The 21,939-nt window shown below is 74.1% G+C and carries 19 protein-coding genes; 11 read left to right on the top strand and 8 right to left on the bottom strand.

Going from position 1 to position 21,939, the window contains the following annotated elements:
* Window positions 1-2: 2 nt before the first annotated feature.
* The 3 genes from ACFC1T_RS35060 to ACFC1T_RS35050 are packed head-to-tail and all read right to left on the bottom strand — an operon-like array spanning window position 3 to window position 2,928.
* The gene (locus ACFC1T_RS35060; protein WP_375895869.1) at window positions 3-1,295 is read right to left on the bottom strand and encodes a coenzyme F420-0:L-glutamate ligase; all 1,293 of its coding nucleotides are present in this window, start codon (window positions 1,293-1,295) and stop codon (window positions 3-5) included.
* Window positions 1,292-2,251: a 2-phospho-L-lactate transferase gene (gene cofD, locus ACFC1T_RS35055; protein ID WP_375895867.1), complete on the bottom strand. Its 960-nt coding sequence runs from the start codon at window positions 2,249-2,251 to the stop codon at window positions 1,292-1,294. Before cofD ends, ACFC1T_RS35060 begins: the two co-directional genes overlap by 4 nt.
* 41 nt (window positions 2,252-2,292) lie before the next feature.
* A complete protein-coding gene (locus ACFC1T_RS35050) occupies window positions 2,293-2,928 on the bottom strand; it encodes a cysteine dioxygenase family protein (protein WP_375895864.1) in 636 nt (211 codons plus the stop codon).
* A gap of 618 nt (window positions 2,929-3,546) precedes the next feature.
* Between ACFC1T_RS35050 and ACFC1T_RS35045 the strand changes: the two genes are divergently transcribed.
* From ACFC1T_RS35045 to ACFC1T_RS35035, 3 genes are all read left to right on the top strand, one after another.
* Window positions 3,547-3,819 carry a WhiB family transcriptional regulator gene (locus tag ACFC1T_RS35045; protein WP_375895861.1) on the top strand — a complete coding sequence of 91 codons (273 nt, stop codon included), beginning with the start codon at window positions 3,547-3,549 and terminating at the stop codon, window positions 3,817-3,819.
* Window positions 3,820-4,071: 252 nt separating this feature from the next.
* Window positions 4,072-7,953: a glycosyltransferase gene (locus tag ACFC1T_RS35040; RefSeq protein WP_375895859.1), complete on the top strand. Its 3,882-nt coding sequence runs from the start codon at window positions 4,072-4,074 to the stop codon at window positions 7,951-7,953.
* A gap of 6 nt (window positions 7,954-7,959) precedes the next feature.
* The gene (locus ACFC1T_RS35035) at window positions 7,960-9,678 is read left to right on the top strand and encodes a DUF5719 family protein (protein ID WP_375895857.1); all 1,719 of its coding nucleotides are present in this window, start codon (window positions 7,960-7,962) and stop codon (window positions 9,676-9,678) included.
* Window positions 9,679-9,713: 35 nt separating this feature from the next.
* On the opposite strand, the gene ACFC1T_RS35030 is transcribed toward ACFC1T_RS35035, so the two are convergent.
* Entirely contained in the window at window positions 9,714-10,166 is a 453-nt protein-coding gene (locus ACFC1T_RS35030) for a metallopeptidase family protein (RefSeq protein WP_350509617.1), read from the bottom strand.
* A 170-nt stretch (window positions 10,167-10,336) separates the two neighbouring features.
* On the opposite strand from ACFC1T_RS35030, the gene ACFC1T_RS35025 reads away from it, so the two are divergent.
* From ACFC1T_RS35025 to ahcY, 6 genes are all read left to right on the top strand, one after another.
* A complete protein-coding gene (locus tag ACFC1T_RS35025) occupies window positions 10,337-10,786 on the top strand; it encodes a DUF3499 domain-containing protein (RefSeq protein WP_375895855.1) in 450 nt (149 codons plus the stop codon).
* A 138-nt stretch (window positions 10,787-10,924) separates the two neighbouring features.
* A complete protein-coding gene (locus ACFC1T_RS35020) occupies window positions 10,925-12,310 on the top strand; it encodes a phosphomannomutase/phosphoglucomutase (RefSeq protein ID WP_375895853.1) in 1,386 nt (461 codons plus the stop codon).
* A gap of 98 nt (window positions 12,311-12,408) precedes the next feature.
* Window positions 12,409-12,591 (top strand): Trm112 family protein, encoded by a 183-nt coding sequence (locus ACFC1T_RS35015; RefSeq protein ID WP_375895850.1) that lies wholly within the window; start codon window positions 12,409-12,411, stop codon window positions 12,589-12,591.
* A gap of 82 nt (window positions 12,592-12,673) precedes the next feature.
* Entirely contained in the window at window positions 12,674-13,930 is a 1,257-nt protein-coding gene (locus ACFC1T_RS35010) for an SIS domain-containing protein (protein WP_375895847.1), read from the top strand.
* An 18-nt stretch (window positions 13,931-13,948) separates the two neighbouring features.
* On the top strand, window positions 13,949-14,926 hold the full coding sequence (locus ACFC1T_RS35005) for a cation diffusion facilitator family transporter (protein WP_375895846.1): 978 nt from the start codon (window positions 13,949-13,951) through the stop codon (window positions 14,924-14,926).
* 394 nt (window positions 14,927-15,320) lie between these two features.
* The gene (gene ahcY, locus ACFC1T_RS35000; RefSeq protein WP_375895843.1) at window positions 15,321-16,769 is read left to right on the top strand and encodes an adenosylhomocysteinase; all 1,449 of its coding nucleotides are present in this window, start codon (window positions 15,321-15,323) and stop codon (window positions 16,767-16,769) included.
* Window positions 16,770-16,918: 149 nt separating this feature from the next.
* Here the strand turns inward: ahcY and ACFC1T_RS34995 are convergent, their stop codons facing one another.
* Both ACFC1T_RS34995 and ACFC1T_RS34990 read right to left on the bottom strand, forming a co-directional pair.
* Window positions 16,919-18,004, bottom strand: a complete 1,086-nt coding sequence (locus ACFC1T_RS34995; RefSeq protein WP_375895841.1) for a hypothetical protein — start codon at window positions 18,002-18,004, stop codon at window positions 16,919-16,921.
* Window positions 18,001-18,513 (bottom strand): SigE family RNA polymerase sigma factor, encoded by a 513-nt coding sequence (locus tag ACFC1T_RS34990; RefSeq protein ID WP_375895839.1) that lies wholly within the window; start codon window positions 18,511-18,513, stop codon window positions 18,001-18,003. The genes ACFC1T_RS34995 and ACFC1T_RS34990 overlap by 4 nt, the downstream gene beginning before the upstream one ends.
* Window positions 18,514-18,623: 110 nt before the next feature.
* Here ACFC1T_RS34990 and ACFC1T_RS34985 point away from each other — a divergent pair, with 110 nt between their 5' ends.
* Window positions 18,624-19,253 (top strand): hypothetical protein, encoded by a 630-nt coding sequence (locus ACFC1T_RS34985; protein ID WP_375895836.1) that lies wholly within the window; start codon window positions 18,624-18,626, stop codon window positions 19,251-19,253.
* Between the two features lie 54 nt (window positions 19,254-19,307).
* Here ACFC1T_RS34985 and ACFC1T_RS34980 read toward each other — a convergent pair whose 3' ends face one another.
* Window positions 19,308-20,321 (bottom strand): RDD family protein, encoded by a 1,014-nt coding sequence (locus tag ACFC1T_RS34980; protein ID WP_375895833.1) that lies wholly within the window; start codon window positions 20,319-20,321, stop codon window positions 19,308-19,310.
* Window positions 20,322-20,564: 243 nt separating this feature from the next.
* On the opposite strand from ACFC1T_RS34980, the gene ACFC1T_RS34975 reads away from it, so the two are divergent.
* On the top strand, window positions 20,565-21,569 hold the full coding sequence (locus ACFC1T_RS34975; protein ID WP_375895831.1) for a stage II sporulation protein M: 1,005 nt from the start codon (window positions 20,565-20,567) through the stop codon (window positions 21,567-21,569).
* Window positions 21,570-21,736: 167 nt separating this feature from the next.
* Here ACFC1T_RS34975 and ACFC1T_RS34970 read toward each other — a convergent pair.
* Window positions 21,737-21,939: hypothetical protein (locus ACFC1T_RS34970; RefSeq protein WP_375895828.1), on the bottom strand; the 203-nt coding region annotated here is incomplete at its 5' end.

Here is a 21,939-nt window from a genome sequence, read left to right as displayed (position 1 = left end):
CCCTACCGCACCGCGACGAAGGCGTCGGCGCTGCGCTCCGGGCGGACCCGCGGCGCCTCCGCCGGGCGTCCCACGGCGACGGCCCCCATCGGGTCCCAGCCCTCCGGCAGGTCCAACGCACCCCGGACGGTGTCACGGCAGAACATCGTGGAGGAGACCCAGGCGGTGCCGTACCCCTCGCCGGTGAGCGCGACCAGCAGGTTCTGCACGGCGGCGCCCAGGGCCACCGTGAACATCTCCCGTTCGGCCGCGGCCCGCCGCGGGTCCGGGTAGTCGTGCGACCCGTCCATCACCAGGCACGGCACCACCAGGTACGGCGCGTCGCGCAGCACGTTCCCGCGGGCGGTGCGGCGGGCGATCCGGGCCTCGTCCCAGCCGTCGAGTTCACGGAGGTCGCGCTGCCAGGCGCCGAGCATCGCGTCCAGCAGCCGGACCCGGGTCTCGGCGGACTCCAGCAGGACGAACCGCCAGGGCGTGGTGTGGTGCGGGGCGGGCGCGGTGACGGCGGCGGCCACCGCGCGCCGGACGGCGGCCGGGTCGACCGGGTCGGCGGTGAAGGAGCGGACGGTGCGCCGCAGGGTGACGGCCTGGCGCAGCGCCTCGGAGGTGCCGAGCCGGAACATGTCGTCCGCGGCGGGTCGCACCAGAGGCCGGGTGCCGGCGCCGTCCTCGGCGGTGACCAGGTGGCCGAGCCCGCGCACGACGGCGACCGGGACGCCGGTGGCCTTGCCCTTGACGAGGTCGCCGGCGGCCGCGAGTTCGTCGGCGGTCGCGGTGACGGTGAGCACCAGTTCGTTGCCGTGGCTGTCGGTGCGCCCCCGGTGGTCCTCCAGGACGGACAGTCCGGCGGCGCCGATCGCGACGTCGGTGAGCCCGTTGCGCCAGGGCCGGCCGAAGGTGTCGGTGACGACGACGGCGATCCGGTGGCCGGTGAGCTGCTGGAGCCGGGCGCGCAGCGCGCGGGCCGAGGCGTCCGGGTCCTCGGGCAGCAGCAGCACGGTGCCGGGGGCGGTGTTGGAGGCGTCGACCCCGGCGGCGGCCATGACGAAGCCGTTGCGGTTCTCGACGATCCGGGCCGGTCCGCGCCGGGCGACGACCCGCACGGTCTCGGCGTCGACCGCGGCGTCCCGGTCGGTGGCGTGCAGCAGCCGGCCCTCGGCCTTGCTGACGATCTTCGAGGTGACCAGCAGGATGTCGCCGTCGCGGTACGTCCCGGCCTTGGCGATCAGCCCGGCGAGGTCGGCCCCGGCCTCGACCTCGGGGATGCCCTGGACCGGAAGGATCTCGATGGTCACGTGCGGACCCGCTCGGCCAGGGCCAGCGCCGCGCGGGCCATCTCGGCGGTGGCCTCGACGTCGGTCATCAGCAGCGGGACGGCCCGGCAGGCGATCCCGGCGGCTTCGACGGCCGGGACGGCCTGCTCGTCCGCGGTGTCCACCAGCCAGCCGTCGATGAGGCCGGCGCCGTAGTTCAGCGCGACCGCCTCGGCGGTGGCCTCGACGCCGACGGCGGCGAGCACCTTGTCGGCCATGCCCCGCACCGGCGCCCCGCCGATGATCGGGGAGAGCCCGACCACCGGTGCCGGGGCGGCGGCGACGGCGTCCCGGATGCCGGGGACGGCGAGGATGGTGCCGATCGAGACGACCGGGTTGGACGGCGGGAAGAGGATGACGTCGGCCTCGGCGAGGGCCTCCAGCACGCCGGGCGCGGGCTTGGCGGTGTCCGCGCCGACCGGGATGATCGCCTCGGCGTCGACGGCGGCGTGCAGCCGGACCCAGTACTCCTGGAAGTGGACGGCCCGGGTGCCCTGTTCGTCGGTGATCCGCACGTGGGTCTCGACCCGGTCGTCGCTCATCGGCAGGAGCCGCACGCCGGGCTTCCAGCGCACGCACAGCGCCTCGGTGACCTGGCTGAGGCTGTACCCGGCGGTGAGCATCTGGCTGCGCACGAGGTGGGTGGCGAAGTCGCGGTCGCCGAGCCCGAACCACTCGGGGCCGACGCCGTACTCCTTCATCTCGGCCTTGATCGACCAGGTCTCGTCGGTCCGGCCCCAGCCCTGTTCCTCGTGGATGCCGCCGCCGAGGGTGTACATCACGGTGTCGAGGTCGGGGCAGACCTTGAGCCCGTAGAGGTGGATGTCGTCGCCGGTGTTGCCGATGACGGTGATCTCGTCCTGCGGTCCGACCGCCGCGAGGAGTCCGCGCAGGAAGCGCGCCCCGCCGATCCCGCCTGCCAGTGCCACGATGCGCATGGGGTCATCCTGCCACGGTCGGACTCTTCGTCAGGCCTCGGTCAACGCCGCTCGGACTCCGCCGCGTGCGCGTGCTGCTCGGGGACGGCGGTGGCGGTGCCGTACTGGTTCATCGCGGTCAGGCCCGGGGTGTAGAGGTGGATGGAGACGGCGGGTTCGAGCGCGCCGTTGACCACCTCGTGCAGGTAGCCGGAGGAGAACACCCGCTGCCCGCCGGGGCGCAGGGTGCGGGCCCCTTCGCCGGCGTGGGTGAGCGAGCGTTCGGTCAGCTCGCCCTGGACGACGGTCATCACGCCGGAGGACTCGCCGTGGTCGTGGAAGCCGCTGCTCTGGCCGGGCAGCCAGCTGAGCAGCCAGACCTCGTAGCCGGGGCCGGTCTCCAGGCGGGCGTACCAGCGGGTGAGCGCGTCGTAGCGGACCAGCGGTTCCCAGCGGGTGCGGTCGGCGGCGATCTCGCGGACCAGCCGGGCGTACCCGGCGACGGTGGTGGGGTGGCCGGGCAGGTCGGTGCGGGCGAGGTGCGGGAAGGCGAGCGGGTCGCCGGCGATGGAGACGTCGCTGAGGCCGTCGGCCCAGCGGTGCCGGTCGCCGTGGCGGGGGGCGTGGGCGGCGGCGAGGCCGCGGCGGGCGTGCTTGTTGCGGTCGCGGTTCCGCTTGCGGATGCGGATCATGCGCACGGGAGTCGTCCTCGGATGGCTCGGCTGGTTCGGGGAGCAGCCGGATCCGGGATGTCCTGGGGCGGGATTCGCGGGCGGCCTCTGTGCTTCCTGGGCGGCGCGCGGTGGGACGCGGGCGCCTAGATACAGCAGGAACAGAGGCGACAACAGGAGTTCACGGCACGGCGGAGCGTGGAACCGCTCCGGGGGCTGGCGAACTCTGACATGGAGGAAAGGAGACCGCATCCGCAGGGGCGGTGTCAAACCGAAGGATGCGGCATTCGAGTGGGTTAGGTCCGGATCTTTCCTGGATGGGGTGATTCATCACTCTCTATGTTTCGATGGGAAGATCGCCGGGAAGGGAGGCCGATGACCGGCCTGTCACGATGACCGAGCGTCATTCCGCGAGTGATTGCGGGCGTTTCGGTGCCGCCGGGGCTTTCGGACCCAAGGTCCGATGTGTCCGGATATGTACACTATTCGTAACGGCTTGGTGCCAGGGAGTGAATCCCGGCCTCAATACCAGAGCTCGGCTTGACTGGGCCAGAGTGACGCAACTGTAATTTCACTCGTGTCGTCAGCCGCACGAGGCAACGGCAACCACGGGGACGCCAAGTAGGGGCAGAGGAGGCGCGCCACATGAGCGAGCTCTTTGAGCTGTTGATCGGGGACGGCATCGCGGAGGAAGAGGAGGAATTCGGTTGGCAGGAGCGCGCGTTGTGCGCCCAGACCGACCCGGAGTCCTTCTTCCCCGAGAAGGGTGGCTCGACCCGCGAGGCCAAGAAGGTCTGCCTCGCCTGCGAGGTCCGTTCGGAGTGCCTGGAGTACGCCCTCGCCAATGACGAGCGCTTCGGCATCTGGGGAGGCCTCTCCGAGCGCGAGCGCCGTCGGCTCAAGAAGAGCGCCGTCTGACCGGGGCGGCCCCGACCGATCTCGCTGACCCTCCGCCACCGGCGGACGGCCGCACAGCTGTACGAGCGCCTCACCGCGACGGTGGGGCGCTTTCGTGTTCCCGGACCGGTTCATGCCGATCCCGGGTCCCCTTCTTCACCGCCTCCGCACCGGCACCGGGCACGAAGCGGCCATCCGGAGCCGTTAGTGTGGTGCGCCATCCGGTTGCCGTTCACCGGCTGTGTCCACCGAGAACTGGGGCCCGCGCACTCGATGACCGTCTACAGCCACCAGAGCGGCTTCACCGCTTCCAGGCCGCCCGCCTACCCGCGCCACCTGGTGACCGCGGTGATCGTCTCGCACGACGGCGCCCGCTGGCTGCCGCAGGCCCTGGCCGGACTGCTCGGCCAGGACCGCCAGGTCCAGCGGATCCTCGCGGTCGACACCGGATCCACCGACAACTCCCCGCAGCTGCTCGCCGACACCCTGGCCGACTGGCTGCCCGAGAGCGGCCCGCTGGTGCTCGGCCGCCGGGCCGGCTTCGGCGCCGCCGTCGCCGAGGCCGTCGCGAGCAGCGCGCCCCTGCGCCCGGAGGACCTCCCGTACCGGCTCGACCCCTCCGGCTACGACCCGGTCACCGGCGGCTGGGACGACTACGGCGACCCGCTCGCCCAGGAGGACGACCTCGGCCGCGGCGGCCCGCGCGAGACCCAGCCGGTCGAGTGGCTCTGGCTGCTGCACGACGACTGCGAGCCGCAGACCGACGCGCTGCGCCGGCTCCTCCAGGTCGCCGACTCCACCCCCAGTGCCGGCGTGGTCGGCCCCAAGCTGCGCAGCTGGTACGACCGCCGCCAGCTGCTGGAGATCGGCGTCACCATCGCCCGCTCCGGCCGCCGCTGGACCGGCCTCGACCGCCGCGAGCAGGACCAGGGCCAGCACGACCAGGTCCGCCCGGTGCTGGCCGTCTCCAGCGCCGGCATGCTGGTGCGCCGGGACGTCTTCGAGGAGCTCGGCGGCTTCGACCGGGCCCTCCCGCTGATGCGGGACGACACCGACTTCTGCTGGCGGGTCAACGCCGCCGGCCACCGCGTGGTGGTCGCCCCCGACGCCGTGCTGCGGCACGCCGAGGCGGCCAGCCGCGAGCGCCGCGCGATCGACTGCGGCCCCGCCCACCCGCACCGGGTGGACAAGTCCGGCGCCGTCTACACCCTGCTCGCCAACTGCAAGGGCGCGCTCTTCCCGTACGTGCTGCTGCGCCTGGTGCTCGGCACCCTGGTGCGGGCCGTCACCAACCTGCTCGGCAAGGACCCGCGCCAGGCGGTCGACGAACTGGCCGGCCTCGGCCACGAACTCGTCCGCTTCCCACGGCTGTTGGCCGCGCGCAAACACCGTGCCCGGACCCGCGCCGCGGACGCCCTGGACGACCGCACGCTCTTCCCGGCGCCCGGCGCCACCACCCGGCTGGCCGTCGAGGGCGTCATCGGCTCGCTCGGGATAGGGGGCGCCGACGACACCGGCAGCCGGCACGGCTCGGTCGAGGCCGGTGGCGACGAGGACGGCGAGGACCTCGTCGTCGAGCAGTTCGCGCTGATCAAGAAGCTGGCCCGGCGCCCCGCGCCGGTGCTGTTCGCCGGCCTGCTGGTGTTCGCCCTGGTCGCCTGCCGCGGCCTGTTCGGCAGCGGCGAGCTGTTCGGCGGCGCCCTGCTGCCCGCCTCCGACGGCGCGGGCGGCCTGTGGGCGATGTACGCGGACGCCTGGCACCCGGTCGGCACCGGCTCCACCGCCGCCGCACCGCCGTACCTCGGTGTGCTCTCGGTGCTCTCCTGGCTGCTGTTCGGCCATGCCGACCTCGCGCTCACCCTGCTGGTCGTGCTCACCGTCCCGCTCGCCGCGGTCAGCGCCTACCTGGTCTCCCGGCCGCTGCTGGACTCCAAGCTGGTCCGCGCCTGGGCCAGCGCCACCTACGCGCTGCTGCCCGCCGCCACCGGCGCGCTCGCCCAGGGCCGGATCGGCACCGCCGTCCTCGCCGTGCTGCTGCCGCCGCTGGCCCGCGCCGCCGCGATCGCGGCCGGCCTCGGCATCCGCCAGGAGAGCGCCGCCAAGGGCGCCCGCCCCGGCTGGCGGCCGGTCTGGATGACCGTCCTGCTGCTCACCCTGGCCACCGCCTTCGTCCCGCTGACCTGGGCCCTCGCGGTACCGCTCTGCCTGGCCGTGCTGGTCCTCGCGGTGCTGCGCGGCGGCGCCTTCGGCTCCGGCGGCACGGCGCTGCGCCTGCTCGGCCTGCGCGTCCTGGTGATCCTCGCGGTGCCCGTCGCGGTGCTCGCCCCCTGGTCGCTCAAGGTGCTCTCGCACCCGCAGTGGCTGCTGCTGGAGGCCGGGCTGCCCGGACTGCACGGCGCCGGGGCGAGCGCGGCCGGCCTGCTGCTGGTCAACCCCGGCGGCGCCGGGGTGCCGCCGGTCTGGCTCTCCACCGGTGTCGTCCTCGCCGCACTGGCCGCGCTGCTGCGCGCCGACCGCCGCCGCGCGGTGCTCGCCGCCTGGGGCGCGGCCGGTGCCGGGCTGGTCTTCGCCGTCGCGGTGGCGGGCACCTCCGTCACCCCGGCCTCCGGCGGCCAGCCGGTGCCCGCCTGGGCCGGCCCGGCCACCCTGATCGCCGGGATCGCCCTGCTCGCCGCCGCCGCGATCGGCGCCGACGGCGCCAACGCCCGGGTCGCCGGGATCGCCTTCGGCTGGCGCCAGCCGGTGGCCGCCCTGGTGGTGGCCGCCGCCGTGCTGGCCCCGCTGGGCACCGGCCTGTGGTGGGCGCTGACCGGCGCCGGGGGCCCGCTGCACCGCGCCGCGTCCGGCCAGGTGCCGGCCTTCATCGCCGAGGAGGCCGGTACCAGTGACCGGTCCCGCACCCTCGTGGTCACCGGCCAGAAGGGCGCCGTCCGCTACACCGTGGTGCGCGGCGCCGGCCTGACCCTCGGCCAGGCGGAGTCCACCGTCGACCCGGCCACCGGTACCCAGGGCGGTCTGGACCGGATGGTCGGCAGCCTGCTGGCCGGCTCCGGCGCCGACCAGGCGAACGCCCTGGCCGGTTACGGCATCGCCTACGTGCTGGTCGAGCGGCAGGCCGTGGACGCCTTCAAGGACGTCCTGGACACCACCCCCGGCCTGGTGAAGGCCAACCAGGACGGCGACGCCGCGCTCTGGCAGGTCAACGGCGCGCCCGCGGTGCGCGCCGTGATCACCGCTCCGGGCGCCACCCCGGTGGTCGTCCCGTCCGGCGAGCGCGACCTCACCGCCACCGTCCCGGCCGGTCCGGACGGCCGGGTGCTGCGGCTGGCCGAGGCCGCCGCCCCCGAGTGGAAGGCCACCGTGGACGGCACCGCGCTGGAGCCCACCACGGTCGACGGCTGGGCGCAGGGCTTCAAGCTCCCGGCCGCCGGCGGCAAGCTGAGCGTCACCCGCGAGGGCAGCCTCGTCCACACCGGCTGGATCTGGGCGCAGGTCCTGGTCGGCCTCACCATCCTGGTGCTGGCCCTGCCCGGCCGCCGCAGCCACAAGGACGACGACCTGCCCGAGGAGGTGGTCGCCGCCGCCGCGCTGGCCGCCGCCGCCCAGGCGCAGGCCCCCGCCCCCGGCAGCCGCCGGGCCCGCCGGATGGCCGAGCGGGGCGAGGGCGGCGAGCCCGGCGCCGAGGAGCCCGGGGTGTACGACGGCCTGCCGGGCGCGATCCCGGCGCAGCCCGCCGGCGAGCCGGTGGCCGGGGCGGTCCAGGCGGCCGCCGCCGTCCAGGAGGCCGAGCCGTACACCGACCCGTACCAGACGTACCAGCAGGCCGACCCGTACAGCTACGACCAGTACGCGGCCCAGCAGCCGGTGGCCGCGCCGTACGCGGGCCAGGGCTACGAGGGCCACGGGTACGACGGCCACCAGCAGGGCTACCCGCAGCAGGGGTACGACCAGCAGGGCTACGAGCAGCAGGGGTACGAGCAGTACCCGCAGGAGCAGTACGGCTACGACGCCTACCAGCAGCAGCCCGGGCAGCCCCAGCAGACCTGGCTGCCGGGCCAGCAGCAGGGCGAGCCGTACTACGACCCCAACGAACCGGGCGGCACCGGGCACCCTTCCGGGAACTACGGCCCCCACCAGCACGGATCGGGGAGCTGACCCGCCATGAAGAAGCCCGCATTCGGGAAGAAGTCCGCCGCCCGGGCCGAGCAGCCCGCAGAGCCCTCCGCCGCTCCGGGCGGGGCCGCGGAGCCCGCCGGTGCGCCGGGGACGGCCCCCGGCCGGTCCGCGGGGAAGACCACCCAGTCCCTGCTGGCCGCGGCCGTGGTGCTGGCGGCCGTGTTCGGGATCGCCGAGCTGCGCCCGCCGGCCGGCCCGGCCAAGGCGGACGGCGGGGCCGCCCCGAGCACCGCGCAGGTCGAGCGGACGGCGGCGGTCTGCCCGCAGCCCTTCCAGGGCCTGACCGGCTCGACCACGCTGACCGCCTACACCCCGCCCGGCACCGGCTCGGCCACCGGCGGCGCCGGCTGGCTCTCCGAGCAGGCCGCCCCGGCCACCCCGCCGAGCGCGGCCCCGTCCGCCCCGGCGCCGAGCGGATCGCCGGCCGGCGCGCCGAGTGCGGCCGCGAGCGGCTCCGGCGCCCCGGCCACCCCGGCCCCGGACAAGAACGCCGCGCCCGCCGACGCCAAGCTGACCCTCGGCAAGCCCGGCACCCCGGCCACCGGCCCGGCCAGCAACGGCGACGCCGCGCCCGGCACCGGGGCCGTCGCCACCGGCGCGCTCGCCCCCGGCTTCACCGTCAGCCAGACCACCGTGGTCACCGAGCAGCGCGGCACCGGCCTGTCCGGCCTGACCTGCACCCCGGAGAGCACCAGCTTCTGGTTCGCCGGGGCCAGCACGGCCGGCGACCGGGTCGACTACGTCAGCCTGGTCAACCCCGAGTCCTCCGCCGCCGTGGTCGACATCAAGCTGTACGGCGACAAGGGCCTGATCGACAACGACGCCGCCAACGGCATCACCGTCGCCCCCGGCAGCTCGCAGTCCGTCCTGCTGTCGACGATCAGCAAGGGCGCCGTCACCGACCTCGCCGTGCACGTGGTGGTGCGCTCCGGGCGGATCGGCGCCGCGCTGCACGCGGCCGACGGCGCCAAGGGCGCCGACTGGGTCCCCGCCTCGGCCGAGCCGGCCGCCACCCAGGTGATGCCCGGCCTGCCCGCCGATGCCACCGCGGCCCGGCTGGTGGTCTGGGCCCCGCCGGAGGACGACGCCGACCTCAAGATCCAGCTCTCCGGCAAGAACGGCTGGTTCACCCCGGCCGGCAACGAGTCGATCCACGTCAAGGCGGGCATGGTGGCCGCCGTCGACCTGGGCAAGGTCACCCGGGACGAGGTCGCCGGGCTGCGGCTGTCGCCCAGCGACGACCGGCACCCCACCAAGATCGTGGCCGGGTTGCGGGTCGACCGCACGGGCGGCAACGGCAAGAGCGAGGCGGCCTGGCTCACCGGCAGCGGCCCGGTCGGCGCCCGCGCCACCGTCGCCGACAACCGGGCCGGGGCCTCCACGGTCTTCCTGACCTCCACCGGCGACGCCGCCACCGTCAAGGTCACCGGCTCGGCCGGCAGCGGCGGCGGCACCCCGGCGACCAAGGAGGTCCAGCTCCCGGCCGGCGGCACGGTCGCCATCCCGGCGCCCGAGCCCGCCGGGCTGAACGGCGTCTTCGCGGTCACCGTGGAGACCGAGTCCGGCGGCCCGGTGGTCGCCGCCCGGATGCTCGCCCTGCCCGCCAAGGACGTGCCGATGTTCACCGTCCAGGCACTGCGCGACGACCACAGCACCGTGCAGGTCCCGCAGGCCACCCAGGACCCGGGCGTGGTGCTGCGCTGACCGGCCCTTCCGGGGCCCCGCGGGGCCCCGGAAGGTCACTCCTCGTCGTAGCGCGGGTCGATCGCGTCCGGCGACAGCCCCAGCAGCTCGGCCACCTGTTCGATCAGGATCTCGTGCACCAGCGCCGCCCGGTCCTCCCGGGTCTTCGCCCGGATCTCCACCGGCCGCCGGTACACCACGATCTGGCTCTTGTGGCCCTTCTGACCGGGCGACACCCGGCCCAGCGGCACGCCGTCCTCGGTGTCGGCGCCGTCCGGTTCGTGCAGCGGCACCTCCTGCACGGCGAACTCCACCTCGATCAGCTGCGGCCACCGCCGCTCCAACCGCTCCACCGACTCGCGCACGTAGTCGTCGAACAGTTCGGAGCGGGTGAGCGAGATCGGCACCTGGGGCGGGGCCAGCGGGCCGCGCAGCCCCCTGCCGTGCCGGTCGCGGTGCCGGGGGCGGCGCGAAGGGCCTGTCGATGACTGCGGTGCGGAGCTGTCCATATCACTGCCGAGAGTAGTCCTTGGCGGGTCGGAAGTGGACCACTCCGACGGGGGAATCGCCGGTGCGACGGCGCGTGTCCGAGCGGCCGGAGCGAGCCGGTCGGCAGGAGCCGGGCGGGCGCGCCCGGGGCGCCCCCACGGCCCGGCGGGGCCCCGGCGGGGGGACGCCGGTGAGCACCCGGGGCGCGACACGGCACCCCCGCCGGACAGGCGGTCTTCGCTCCCCGGCGGGGAGTGCGGTACCGTCCACCCTCGTGAGCTCTGTACGTCGTTGTTCGCGGACCGCGTGCGGCCGACCGGCCGTCGCGACGCTGACGTACGTCTACGCGGACTCCACCGCCGTACTGGGCCCGCTCGCCACCTACGCCGAGCCGCACTGCTACGACCTGTGCGCCGAGCACGCCGAGCGGCTCACCGCCCCGCGCGGCTGGGAGGTCGTCCGGCTCGCCCTCGAGACCGGGCCGCTGCGCCGCAGCAGCGACGACCTGGAGGCCCTCGCCAACGCCGTCCGCGAGGCCGCCCGCCCGCAGACCCCCCGTCAGGGCCGCGTCCCCGAGGGCGAGTCCACCGAGGGCGGCCGCCGCGGCCACCTCCGGGTCCTGCGCTCGCCCGACAACTAGGGCCTCTCCTGGGCCTCGCCCCGCACGGTGCGTTCGCCCGGCCCGGGTACGCTGCCCGTCTGACACCACCGCGATCCGTCGACCGGACGCGTCGGTGGCCCGACGTATCGATCAGCACAGAACCAGGGTGGAGCCGCAGTGCGCGACCTCAAGCAGCTCGTGAAGGCGTACGACGTCCGAGGTGTCGTCCCGGACCAGTGGGACGAGAGCCTGTCCCGGGCCTTCGGCGCCGCGTTCGTGCAGGTCACCGGCGCGACCGCGATCGTGGTCGGGCACGACATGCGCCCCTCCTCGCCGTCGCTGAGCCGGGCCTTCGCCGAGGGCGCCGCGGCCTACGGCGCCGACGTGGTCGAGATCGGCCTCTGCTCGACCGACCAGCTCTACTACGCCAGCGGCAAGCTCGACCTGCCCGGCGCGATGTTCACCGCCAGCCACAACCCGGCCCAGTACAACGGCATCAAGCTGTGCCGGGCCGGCGCCGCCCCGGTCGGCCAGGACACCGGCCTGTCCGAGATCCGCGAGCTGGTCGAGTCCTGGACCGCCGAGGACGACACCGTCACCGTCCCGGCCAAGGACGTGAAGCCCGGCGGGCTCTCCGCCCAGGACACCCTGCGCGGCTACGCCGACCACCTGCTGGGCCTGGTCGACCTCAGCGCGATCCGCCCGCTGAAGGTCGCCGTGGACGCCGGCAACGGCATGGGCGGCCACACCGTGCCGACCGTCTTCGACGGCCTGCCGATCGAGCTCGTCCCGATGTACTTCGAGCTGGACGGCACCTTCCCCAACCACGAGGCCAACCCGCTCGACCCGAAGAACCTGGTCGACCTCCAGGCCGAGGTCCGCAAGGTCGGCGCCGACATCGGCCTGGCCTTCGACGGCGACGCCGACCGCTGCTTCGTGGTCGACGAGCGCGGCGAGCCGGTCTCCCCGTCCGCGATCACCGCCCTGGTCGCCGCCCGCGAGATCGCCCGCGCCCAGGCCGCCGGTGAGGCCGAGCCGACGATCATCCACAACCTGATCACCTCCTGGACCGTCCCCGAGGTGGTCCGCGAGCTCGGCGCCGCCCCGGTGCGCACCCGGGTCGGCCACTCCTTCATCAAGCAGGAGATGGCCGTCACCGACGCCGTCTTCGGCGGCGAGCACTCCGCCCACTACTACTTCCGCGACTTCTGGCGCGCCGACACCGGCATGCTGGCCGCGCTGCACGTGCTGGCCGCGCTCGGCGGGCAGCAGGGCACCCTGTCCGAGCTGACCGCCGAGTACGACCGCTACGCCGCCTCCGGCGAGATCAACAGCACCGTCGCCGACCAGGCCGCCAGCACCGCCGCCGTCCGCGCCGCCTACGCCGGCCTGGAGGGCACCACGGTGGACGAGCTGGACGGTCTCACCGTGGCCGGCCCGGACTGGTGGTTCAACCTGCGCGCCTCCAACACCGAGCCGCTGCTGCGCCTGAACGTCGAGGCCAAGGACCCGGCGCGGATGGCCGAACTGCGCGACGGCGTGCTCGCCGTCGTGCGCGCCTGACCGGACCGCGCCTGACCGGAGCGCACCGTGCCCCGGCCGGTAGGGTTGCCTATCGGCCGGGGCACCTCCGTGCCACCACCGAACTTTGGAGAGCCCCCATGAAGCTCGAATCCTTCCTGCTGGAGATCCTGGTCTGCCCGCAGTGCCGGGCCGCGCTCGCCGAGGGCGGCACCGAGGAGCAGCCCGAGCTGCTCTGCACCGGCGCGGACTGCGGCCTCGCGTACCCGGTCCGCGAGGGCATTCCGGTCCTCCTGGTGGACGAGGCCCGCCGCCCGGCCTGATCCTGTTGGGGCCGACCAGCCCCGGGGCCGACCGGCCCCACCCGCGCCCGCCGCCCACACAGGACAGCCGGAGGCCCGCCGCATGCTCGACGACACCCTGCTCGACGATCCGGCCGCCCTCCAGCGCGCCGACCACGACCGCGCCCTGCTGGCCCTGGCAGGCGCCGGCGCCCGGGTCCGCACCGCGCTGCGGCAGGCCGACGCGGCCGGCCTCGACCGGCTGCGCCCCGACGGCCGCCCGCGTGCCGTCCTGGTCGCCGGGCACGGCAGCGCCCTGACCGCCGCCGAGATCCTCGCCGCACTGGCCGGGACCGCCGTCCTGGTCGTCCCGCTGCCGCCGACCGAGGCCGTCGCCCCGCGCGTCGACCGGGCGGCCGGCGCCCCGCCCGCCTTCACCGCCGGGCTCGGCTGGCAGCTGCCCGGCTGGGCCGGACCGCTCGACCTGCTGGTGATCAGCTCCGCCGACGGCGGCGAGCAGGGCCTGATCGGTCTCGCCGAGCAGGCCTACGCCCGCGGCTGCTCCGTCGTCGTCACCGCCCCGCCCGGCAGTCCGCTGGCCGAGGCCGCGCTGCAGGTGCGCGCGCTGCCGCTGCCGTACGTCGGCACGGTGCTGCCCGACGAGGGCCCGCCCGCCGCACCGGCCGCCGAGCCGGACCTGCCGGCCGAGGACCCGGCCGCGCTGTGGTCCCACCTGACCCCGCTGCTGGCGCTGGCCCAGAAGCTCGGCCTCACCCAGCTGCCCTACGACGCGCTGCCGGCCGTCGCCGACCTGCTGGACACCGCCGCCGTGCGCTGCCGCCCGGACGCCGCCGCGTACACCAACCCGGCCAAGGGCCTGGCCGCCCGGCTGGCCGGGACGGTCCCGCTGCTGTGGGCCGAGGGCCCGGTCGCCGGCGCCGCCGCCTCCCGGTTCGCCGCCCAGCTCGCCGAGCGGGCCGGCCGCCCGGCGCTGACCGGCGCGCTGCCGCAGGTGCTCACCGCCCACCGCGGCATGTTCACCGGCCAGTTGGGCGCGGGCGCCGACCCGGACGACTTCTTCCGGGACCGGGTCGAGGAGCCCGACCCGCTGCACCTCCAGGTGCTGCTGCTGCGGCACGTCCCCGAGGCGGGCACGCCGGACCCCGGGCAGGAGCAGGACGGCCCCGCCGAGGTGCCCGAGGACGACGACCGGCCGCGCAGCTTCGGCGTGCGCCGCGCCCACCGGCTGGCCGCCGCCCACGACGTACGGCTCACCGAGTACGCGAGCACCCTCGCGGACCCGCTGCACGCGCTGGCCGACCTGATCGCGCTGACCGACTTCGCCGCCGTCTACCTGGGGCTGGCCGCCGCGCAGTCCTGAGGCCGCTACTCTCTGCCCATGAGCACAGAGGGCGGGACGAAGGCACTGGTCGCGGCGCTGTCCGCCAACCTGGCGATCGCGGTGGCCAAGTTCACCGCCTTCGGCTTCACCGGCTCCTCCTCGATGCTGGCCGAGGGCGTCCACTCGGTGGCCGACTCCGGCAACCAGGTGCTGCTGCTGATCGGCGGCAAGCGGGCGCGCCGCGCGGCGGACGAGGAGCACCCGTTCGGGTACGGGCGCGAGCGCTACGTGTACGGCTTCCTGGTGGCGATCGTGCTGTTCAGCGTCGGCGGCCTGTTCGCGGTCTACGAGGGCTGGCACAAGGTCAACCACCCGGAGGCGCTGGACTCCTGGGGCTGGGCGGTGGGCGTGCTGGTCTTCGCCGTCGCGATGGAGGGCTGGTCCTTCCTGACCGCGGTGCGCGAGTCCGCCAAGGCCAAGGGCGGCCAGGGCTGGGTGCAGTACATCCGCACCGCCAAGGCGCCCGAGCTGCCGGTGGTGCTGCTGGAGGACACCGGCGCGCTGATCGGCCTGGTGCTCGCGCTGCTCGGCGTCTCGCTCACCGTGATCACCGGCGACGGCGTCTGGGACGGCGTCGGCACCCTGTGCATCGGCGTGCTGCTGGTGGTGATCGCGGTGGTGCTCGCGCTGGAGACCAAGTCGCTGCTGCTCGGCGAGTCCGCCGACAAGGACTCGGTGCGGCGGATCCGCGCCGCGCTGGTGGACGGCGAGGCGGTCACCGGGGTGATCCACATGCGCACCCTGCACCTCGGCCCGGAGGAACTGCTGGTCGCCGCCAAGATCGCCGTCAACGCGGAGGACAGCGCCGCCCGGGTGGCGCGGGCCATCGACGCGGCCGAGGAGCGGGTCCGCGCCGCCGTCCCGATCGCCCGGGCGATCTACCTGGAGCCGGACGTCTACAGCGCCGAGAAGGCCGCCGCGGGCGAGGACCCGGCGGCCACCCCGGGCGGCCCCGGGCCGGGCGCCGCGCACTGACGGACCGTCCGGCGGGCCGGTCCGGCGGGGGCCGGCGGCGGTCGGGCAGGGGACGGGCAGGGGACGGGCGGGGGTCTTGCGGCGGCTGGGCGGCGGCCGGATCCGGCCGCCCAAATCAGTCATCCGCGGACGCCCGGTGGGGCCATCGGTGTAGATTCGTCACCAGAGCCAGAACGTCGCTGCTGATGGCGGTCGATCGGCGGTCCGCACCCGTAGGGTGTGCGCCGGTCGAGGGAGAGAGGTCCTCCGACGGTTTGTGCTGCGCAGCAGGGAGCCGGTCCGCCACCACGGGATCCGGCGGCCCCGGCGTAGCCGTGCACCCGTACGGCCCGCCATGCGCACCGCACATCCGGACCTCGGCCCGTGCCCCACCCCATCAGCGAGGAGCAGACGCATGTCGACCGACATCACCGGTGACTTCAAGGTCGCCGACCTTTCCCTGGCGCCGTTCGGCCGCAAGGAGATCCAGCTGGCCGAGCACGAGATGCCCGGCCTCATGTCCATCCGCGCCGAGTACGCCGCCGCGCAGCCGCTGGCCGGCGCCCGGATCACCGGCTCGCTGCACATGACCGTCCAGACCGCGGTGCTGATCGAGACCCTGACGGCGCTCGGTGCCGAGGTCCGCTGGTGCTCCTGCAACATCTTCTCCACCCAGGACCACGCCGCCGCCGCCATCGCGGTCGGCCCGGAGGGCACCCCGGAGAACCCGCAGGGCGTGCCGGTCTTCGCCTGGAAGGGCGAGACCCTGGAGGAGTACTGGTGGTGCACCGAGCAGGCGCTGACCTGGCCCGACGGCAAGACCCCGAACATGATCCTGGACGACGGCGGTGACGCCACCCTGCTGATCCACAAGGGCGTCGAGTTCGAGAAGGCCGGTGCCGCTCCGGACCCGTCCACCGCGGACAACGACGAGTTCCGGATCATCCTGGAGCTGCTCAACCGCACGCTCGTGGAGACCCCGAACAAGTGGACCGAGGTCGCCGCCACCATCAAGGGCGTGACCGAGGAGACCACCACCGGTGTCCACCGCCTGTACGAGATGCACCGTGACGGCCAGCTGCTGTTCCCGGCGATCAACGTCAACGACTCGGTCACCAAGTCGAAGTTCGACAACAAGTACGGCTGCCGCCACTCGCTCATCGACGGCATCAACCGCGCCACCGACGTCCTGATCGGCGGCAAGGTCGCCGTCGTCTGCGGCTACGGCGACGTCGGCAAGGGCTGCGCCGAGTCGCTGCGCGGCCAGGGCGCCCGCGTCATCGTCACCGAGATCGACCCGATCTGCGCGCTCCAGGCGGCGATGGACGGCTACCAGGTCGCCACCCTGGAGGACGTGGTCGAGACCGCCGACATCTTCATCACCACCACGGGCAACAAGGACATCATCATGGCCTCGCACATGGCCCGGATGAAGCACCAGGCCATCGTGGGCAACATCGGCCACTTCGACAACGAGATCGACATGGCCGGCCTGGCCAAGCTCGACGGCGTCGTGAAGACCGAGGTCAAGCCGCAGGTCCACGAGTGGCGCAAGGCCGACGGCCGCACCATCATCGTCCTCTCCGAGGGCCGCCTGCTGAACCTGGGCAACGCGACCGGCCACCCGTCCTTCGTGATGTCCAACTCCTTCGCGAACCAGACGATCGCCCAGATCGAGCTGTTCACGAAGACCGAGGAGTACCCGATCGGCGTCTACGTGCTGCCGAAGCACCTGGACGAGAAGGTCGCGCGCCTGCACCTCGACGCGCTGGGCGTGAAGCTGACCACCCTGTCCCAGGAGCAGGCCGACTACATCGGCGTCCCGGTCGAGGGCCCGTACAAGGCGGAGCAGTACCGCTACTGATGCGGTGAGTCGCCGCTGACGCGGTGACCGGCGGACGCCGGTGGCCGGCACCCCCCGTGGGTGCCGGCCACCGGCGCGTTCGGCGCGTGGTCGGTCGTCCGGTCGTCCGGTCGTCCGGTCGTCCGCTGAGAACGGCCGTCCGGTCGTTCTCAGCGGACGAACACGTCGGTGGTCCAGTTGCGTTCGTCCACACCGATCGGCTCGGTGCGCGAGAGCAGCCCGGACAGTCCGCCGATCTCGTCCAGGGCCGGCGGCGTGCCGCCCCCGTACACGGCGGCGCAGATCCACACCCCGTTCCGGGACTGGCAGGTCGGGGCGGGGCTGGGGTGCCCGGTCGGCATCGTGCCGGGCTCGTCCGTGTCCGGTCGCAGTTCGAGGGTGACGGTCTTCCCCTGGACCTTGAAGTTCAGGTAGAGGTTCCAGGCCCCCCGGCCTTCCGGGTCCGGGCGGGAGAGCTGCACCATGTCGGGTGTTCCGAACTCCTCGGGCAGGTTGGTGAACTGGACCGGCAGCGGGACGTCCCGGTGTCCGTACCGGACGCCGTTGGCCACCCTGAGCAGCACGTCGCGACCGGTCTGCTCCGGGGTGCCGTTGCTCGCGGCGAGCTCCGCCCAGCGGCCCGAGGGGGTCAGCCAGCGCAGTGACCACGTCTGCGTCCCGCTCGGCAGGTTCGCCCAGTAGGCCGTCCGCCCGTTGATCGGGGGGGCGTCCTCGCGCACCAGGTGGATGTCGTACGGGGGCGACTGGGGGTTCAACGGCGGCTCGACCCCGGCCGGGTAGAGCTGGAGGTTCAGGCGCGGGATGCTCCGGCCGGTGTCCTTGTTCGCGGAGTAGAGGCCCTTGGCCTGGATCTCGCGGTCGATCCGGCCCGGTTGGTCCACCCAGTCGGGCAGCCAGCCGTACGAGACCTCGGTGCTGAGCGGGTCCGAGGCGGCGGCCGGGGCGGCGGCCGGGGCGGTGGTCGACGTCGGGGTCGGGGTCGGGGCCGGCGTCGCGGTGGCCGCCGGGAGGGTCTGCACCGCCGGCGCCGTGGTGCCGGGCCTCATCAGCATCGTGGCCGTGAGTGCGACGGCCGCCACGACGGCCACCGCGCCGGCCGTGGCCCGGTACCGGCGCTGCAGGCGGGCCCGTCCGCGGGTGATGGACGTGGTGATGTCGAAGGCCGCGGGCGGGGCCGGCTCGTCGGCCAGGGCCGACAGGGCGATGCTCAGCTCACGGTGATCGGTGGCGGTCATGACGTCCTCTCTGCAAGGGCCGGGACGAGAACGAGACTGCGGCGGAGGGTCTCCAGGGCGCGCGCGCTCTGGCTCTTCACGTTGCCGGAGGAGCAGTTCAGCGCCTCGGCTGCCTGGTCGATCGACAGGTCGCAGTAGTACCGGAGCACGACGGCCGCGCGCTGGCGCGGCGGGAGCGCCGCCAGAGCCTTGCGCAGGTCGAGCGAGACGTCCAGGTCGATGCTCGTGGCCGCGATGTCCGGATCGGCGCCGGTCCGTACCGTCCGGCGCCACCAGGAGGTGCGCTGCTCGGCGAGGAACGTGTTCACCAGCGTCCGGCGGGCGTAGCCGTCCACGTTCGTCGCGCGGCTCGCCTTCGCCCAGTGCACGTACAGCTTGGTGATGGTCTCCTGCACCAGGTCGTCGGCCCGGTGCCAGTCCCCGCACAGCAGATAGGCGACCTTCCGCAGCCAGCCACTCCGTGAAGCCACGAACTCCGTGAACTCCGCGTCGCGTGTCTGCTTCGCCATCTGCACCCCCTCTCGTCGTGGCGGCGGCGCGTCTCCCGCGCCGTCCGACCCTCTGATGCGGGCACCGGCCCGGAATGTTGCACCGGACGCCGGTGCGTAGGCTTTCGGGCATGCCCAACGGTCGGTACTCGCTCCATGACACCCATGACCACGTGCTGCTCGGCGAGGAGCGGTTCAGCTGCGCGCCCGGGGCGGCCGGCTGGCGGTACGTCTCCAAGACCTACGCGCCCGACGGGCAGGTGATCGGCAGCGTCGACCTGACGCTGGACTCGCGGGCCCGGCCGTTGCGGATGGAACTGCGGGCCGGCGGCTGGCAGGTGCGCGGCGGCGCGGTGGACGGGGTGGCGTGGGTCCGCACCGACGCGGCCGACCCGGGCGGCGAGCACGCGGCGGAGGGGCACGACCGGGCGCACGGCTTCGCCGGACGCTCGCCGGGCTTCCTGGTCGCCACCGCCCGGATGCTGCGGCTGCGGGAAGGGGCGAGCGCCCGGGTGCGGCTGGTGGCGTTCACCGAGCCGGTGCTGGCGCCGCGCACCTTCGACCAGGGGTGGCTGCTGGAGGGCGTGGACACCCACGCGACGGACTCGGGGCCGCTGCTGGTCGAGCGCTACCAGGTGGCGGACCTGGAGACGGGGGAGCAGCAGGTGGTGCACCTGGCCGGGGACGTGGTGCTGGCGGCGGCGGGGATCGAGCTGGAGGAGCTCCAGTCACCGCCGAACGCCTGGCCGGTGGGGGAGTAGGGGCGGGGCTCAGGCGGGCGGGGTTCAGGCGGGCGGGGTTCAGGCGGGTGAGGTTCAGGCGGGTGGGGCGAAGCCTGCGTCGGGAGCGGGCGGGGTCGGCTGCGAGGGCTTGACGAAGGACGGGGCCGCGGGGGCGGCCGGCGTCGGGACCGGTGCCGGGGCCGCTACCGGGGGCGTCGCTACGGGCGCGTGCGCGTGCGCCGCGGGCACGCCGAGGACGCGGTGGGGGCGACCGTCGGCCGTGGGGGCCTGGGCGACGGCCGGGTGCGGGGCGGGGGTCTGGACGGGGGCCGCCGCCATGAACCGCTGCTGGGCGCGCATCCACTCCCGGCGCTGGCGCTCGGTGAGCACCGCGCCCAGGTAGGCCGCCGGGTGCAGTCCCGGCGGAATCGGGTTCCCGATCCGGGCGGCCAGGTCCTCGGCCAGCCCGGCGGCCATCCGGAAGGACACGCCGGGCTCCAACTGGCCCACCCGGACGAGCAGTTGACGGATCGCCAGCCAGAGCGGCTCGGGCACCGCGGACAGGTCCATCGCGACCAGCTCACGGCCCATGTCGTGCAGCAGCTGCGGGTGCACCGGGGGCAGCGGGCCGGCCGCACCGGCTCCGGCCGGAGTGCGCTCGCGGACCACGACCGTCCCGGCGAAGATGTCGCCGAGCCGCTTGCCGTCCGCGTTCAGCGTGGAGGTGATCACGGCCGGGGCGCCGGTTATCGCGATCAGCTCGAAGAAGCCCACCAGCCCGCGCACCAGCGAGTGCCGGAACCGGACCGGGCCGCCGTCGGTGCGCACCACCCGCAGTCCGAGCGCAGCCTTGCCGACCGAGCGCCCGCGGCTGAGGGTCTCGATCATCACCGGCAGGGCCACCAGGAAGAAGACCGTCATCCCGAGCATCGTCGCGGCCAGCGCCGCGCTGTCCAGGCCGGACAGGGCGATGCTCAGCACCAGCGTCGACACGAACAGGGCGGCGAACTCGATGAGCAGGTCGAGCACGATCGCCAACGCCCTGCTCGGAAGCTTCGCCGTCTGCAGGTCGAGGACGACCGCCTCACCCGTCACCAGGTCGCTCAAGACACCTGTCCGTTCACGCTCATGCGAGCAGGTGGGAGCGCACGTGGATCGGCCCCCACTGCCCGCTCTCCGCAGTCTGATCCGCAGCCGCAAACATACGGCGCCCGGTGGTCGCACGGGAAGTGAGATCCCGGCGGCCGGGGCGGCGGCGGCTCCTGGCATGCTGGGCCCGCACGTGTCCGTACGTACCTGCCCGACCCGCGCACGCGCGCCTCGCGCCATCGCCGACCATGGAGCCGCCGAATGGACCTGGACGTCTTCGTCGCCACCCACCAGGGGGAGTGGGCCCGGCTGGACGCCCTTGCCCGTAGGCGCCGGCTCAACGGGGACGAGGCCGACGAGCTGGTCACCCTCTACCAGCGCGCCACCGGCCACCTGGCCAAGGTGCAGGCCGCCGCGCCGGACCCGGCCCTGGTCGGCCGGCTGACCGGCCTGGTCTCGCGGGGCCGCAGCGCGGTGACCGGCGCCCGCACCAACGGCTGGCAGGACGTCGCCCGCTACTACACGGTGAGCTTCCCGGCCGCGCTGTACCGCGCGCGCCGCTGGTGGATGCCGGTCGCGGCGGTCTCGATGGTCGTCACCGTGCTGATCGCCTGGTGGATGGCCACCCACCCCGAGGTCCGGAACAGCCTGATCGCGCCGGACGACCTGCGCGAGCTGACCCGCCCCGGCGGACAGTACGAGGCGTACTACTCGGACCGGCCGGCCAGCTCCTTTGCGGCCCAGGTCTGGACGAACAACGCCTGGATCGCCGTGCAGTGCCTGCTCTTCGGTATCGCGCTGGGCATCCCGGTGCTCGTCGTGATGTGGGTCAACGTGGTCAACCTCGGCGTCGGCGTCGGGCTGATGGCCTCAGCCGGGCGGCTGGACGTCTTCCTCGGCCTGCTCATCCCGCACGGCCTGCTGGAGCTGACCACGGTCTTCGTGTCCGGCGGCCTCGGCCTGCGCCTCGGTTGGACCCTCATCGACCCAGGCCCGCGCACCCGCGCGGTGGCACTGGCGGAACAGGGCCGCTCGATCATCGGCATGGGAATCGGGCTGGCGACGGTGCTGGCCGTGGCCGGCGTGCTCGAAGCCTTCGTGACGCCGTCCGGCCTGCCGACCTGGGCCCGCATTTCCATCGGAGTCGTGGCGGAGGCGGCGTTCCTCACCTATGCGCTGGTCCTGGGCCGGAAGGCCGCGGCGAGCGGGGAGTTCGGCGACGTGGACGCGGCCGACCGGGCGGACCTGCAGCCCGTCGCGGCCTGAGCCGTGGTGATCAACAGGCCGTTGACCTGCTAGTCTTCTCGCATCCCGACCAAACCATTGACGTGGTGTGGGTGGGCTAGTAGGTTTGAACGGTTGGGAGCGACTGGACAACGGTCGGGCCCGGGCGTTAGTGTCTACGACACCGCCGAAATCGAGGCGAGCGCGTTTCACGAAATGCGCGCCCTCCGATGAAGCAAATCCCACGGACGGAACACTCCGAAAGCTTTGATAAGCTTCGGAACGAAGTTCGCAGGAAATCCCGCCAGTGGGAATCGGATGAATGAAACTCCGGAAAACGGAGCGGAAAACATCTGGTAAGCTGGAAACACGAAAGAACGAAGCGCCCGGAGGGCCCGCTGGAAGGCGGTCC

Source organism: Kitasatospora sp. NPDC056076 (assembly GCF_042266305.1).
Classification (GTDB): domain Bacteria; phylum Actinomycetota; class Actinomycetes; order Streptomycetales; family Streptomycetaceae; genus Kitasatospora.
The sequence above is the reverse complement of the archived record's forward strand: the minus strand, read 5'-3'. Positions and strand labels throughout refer to the sequence as shown.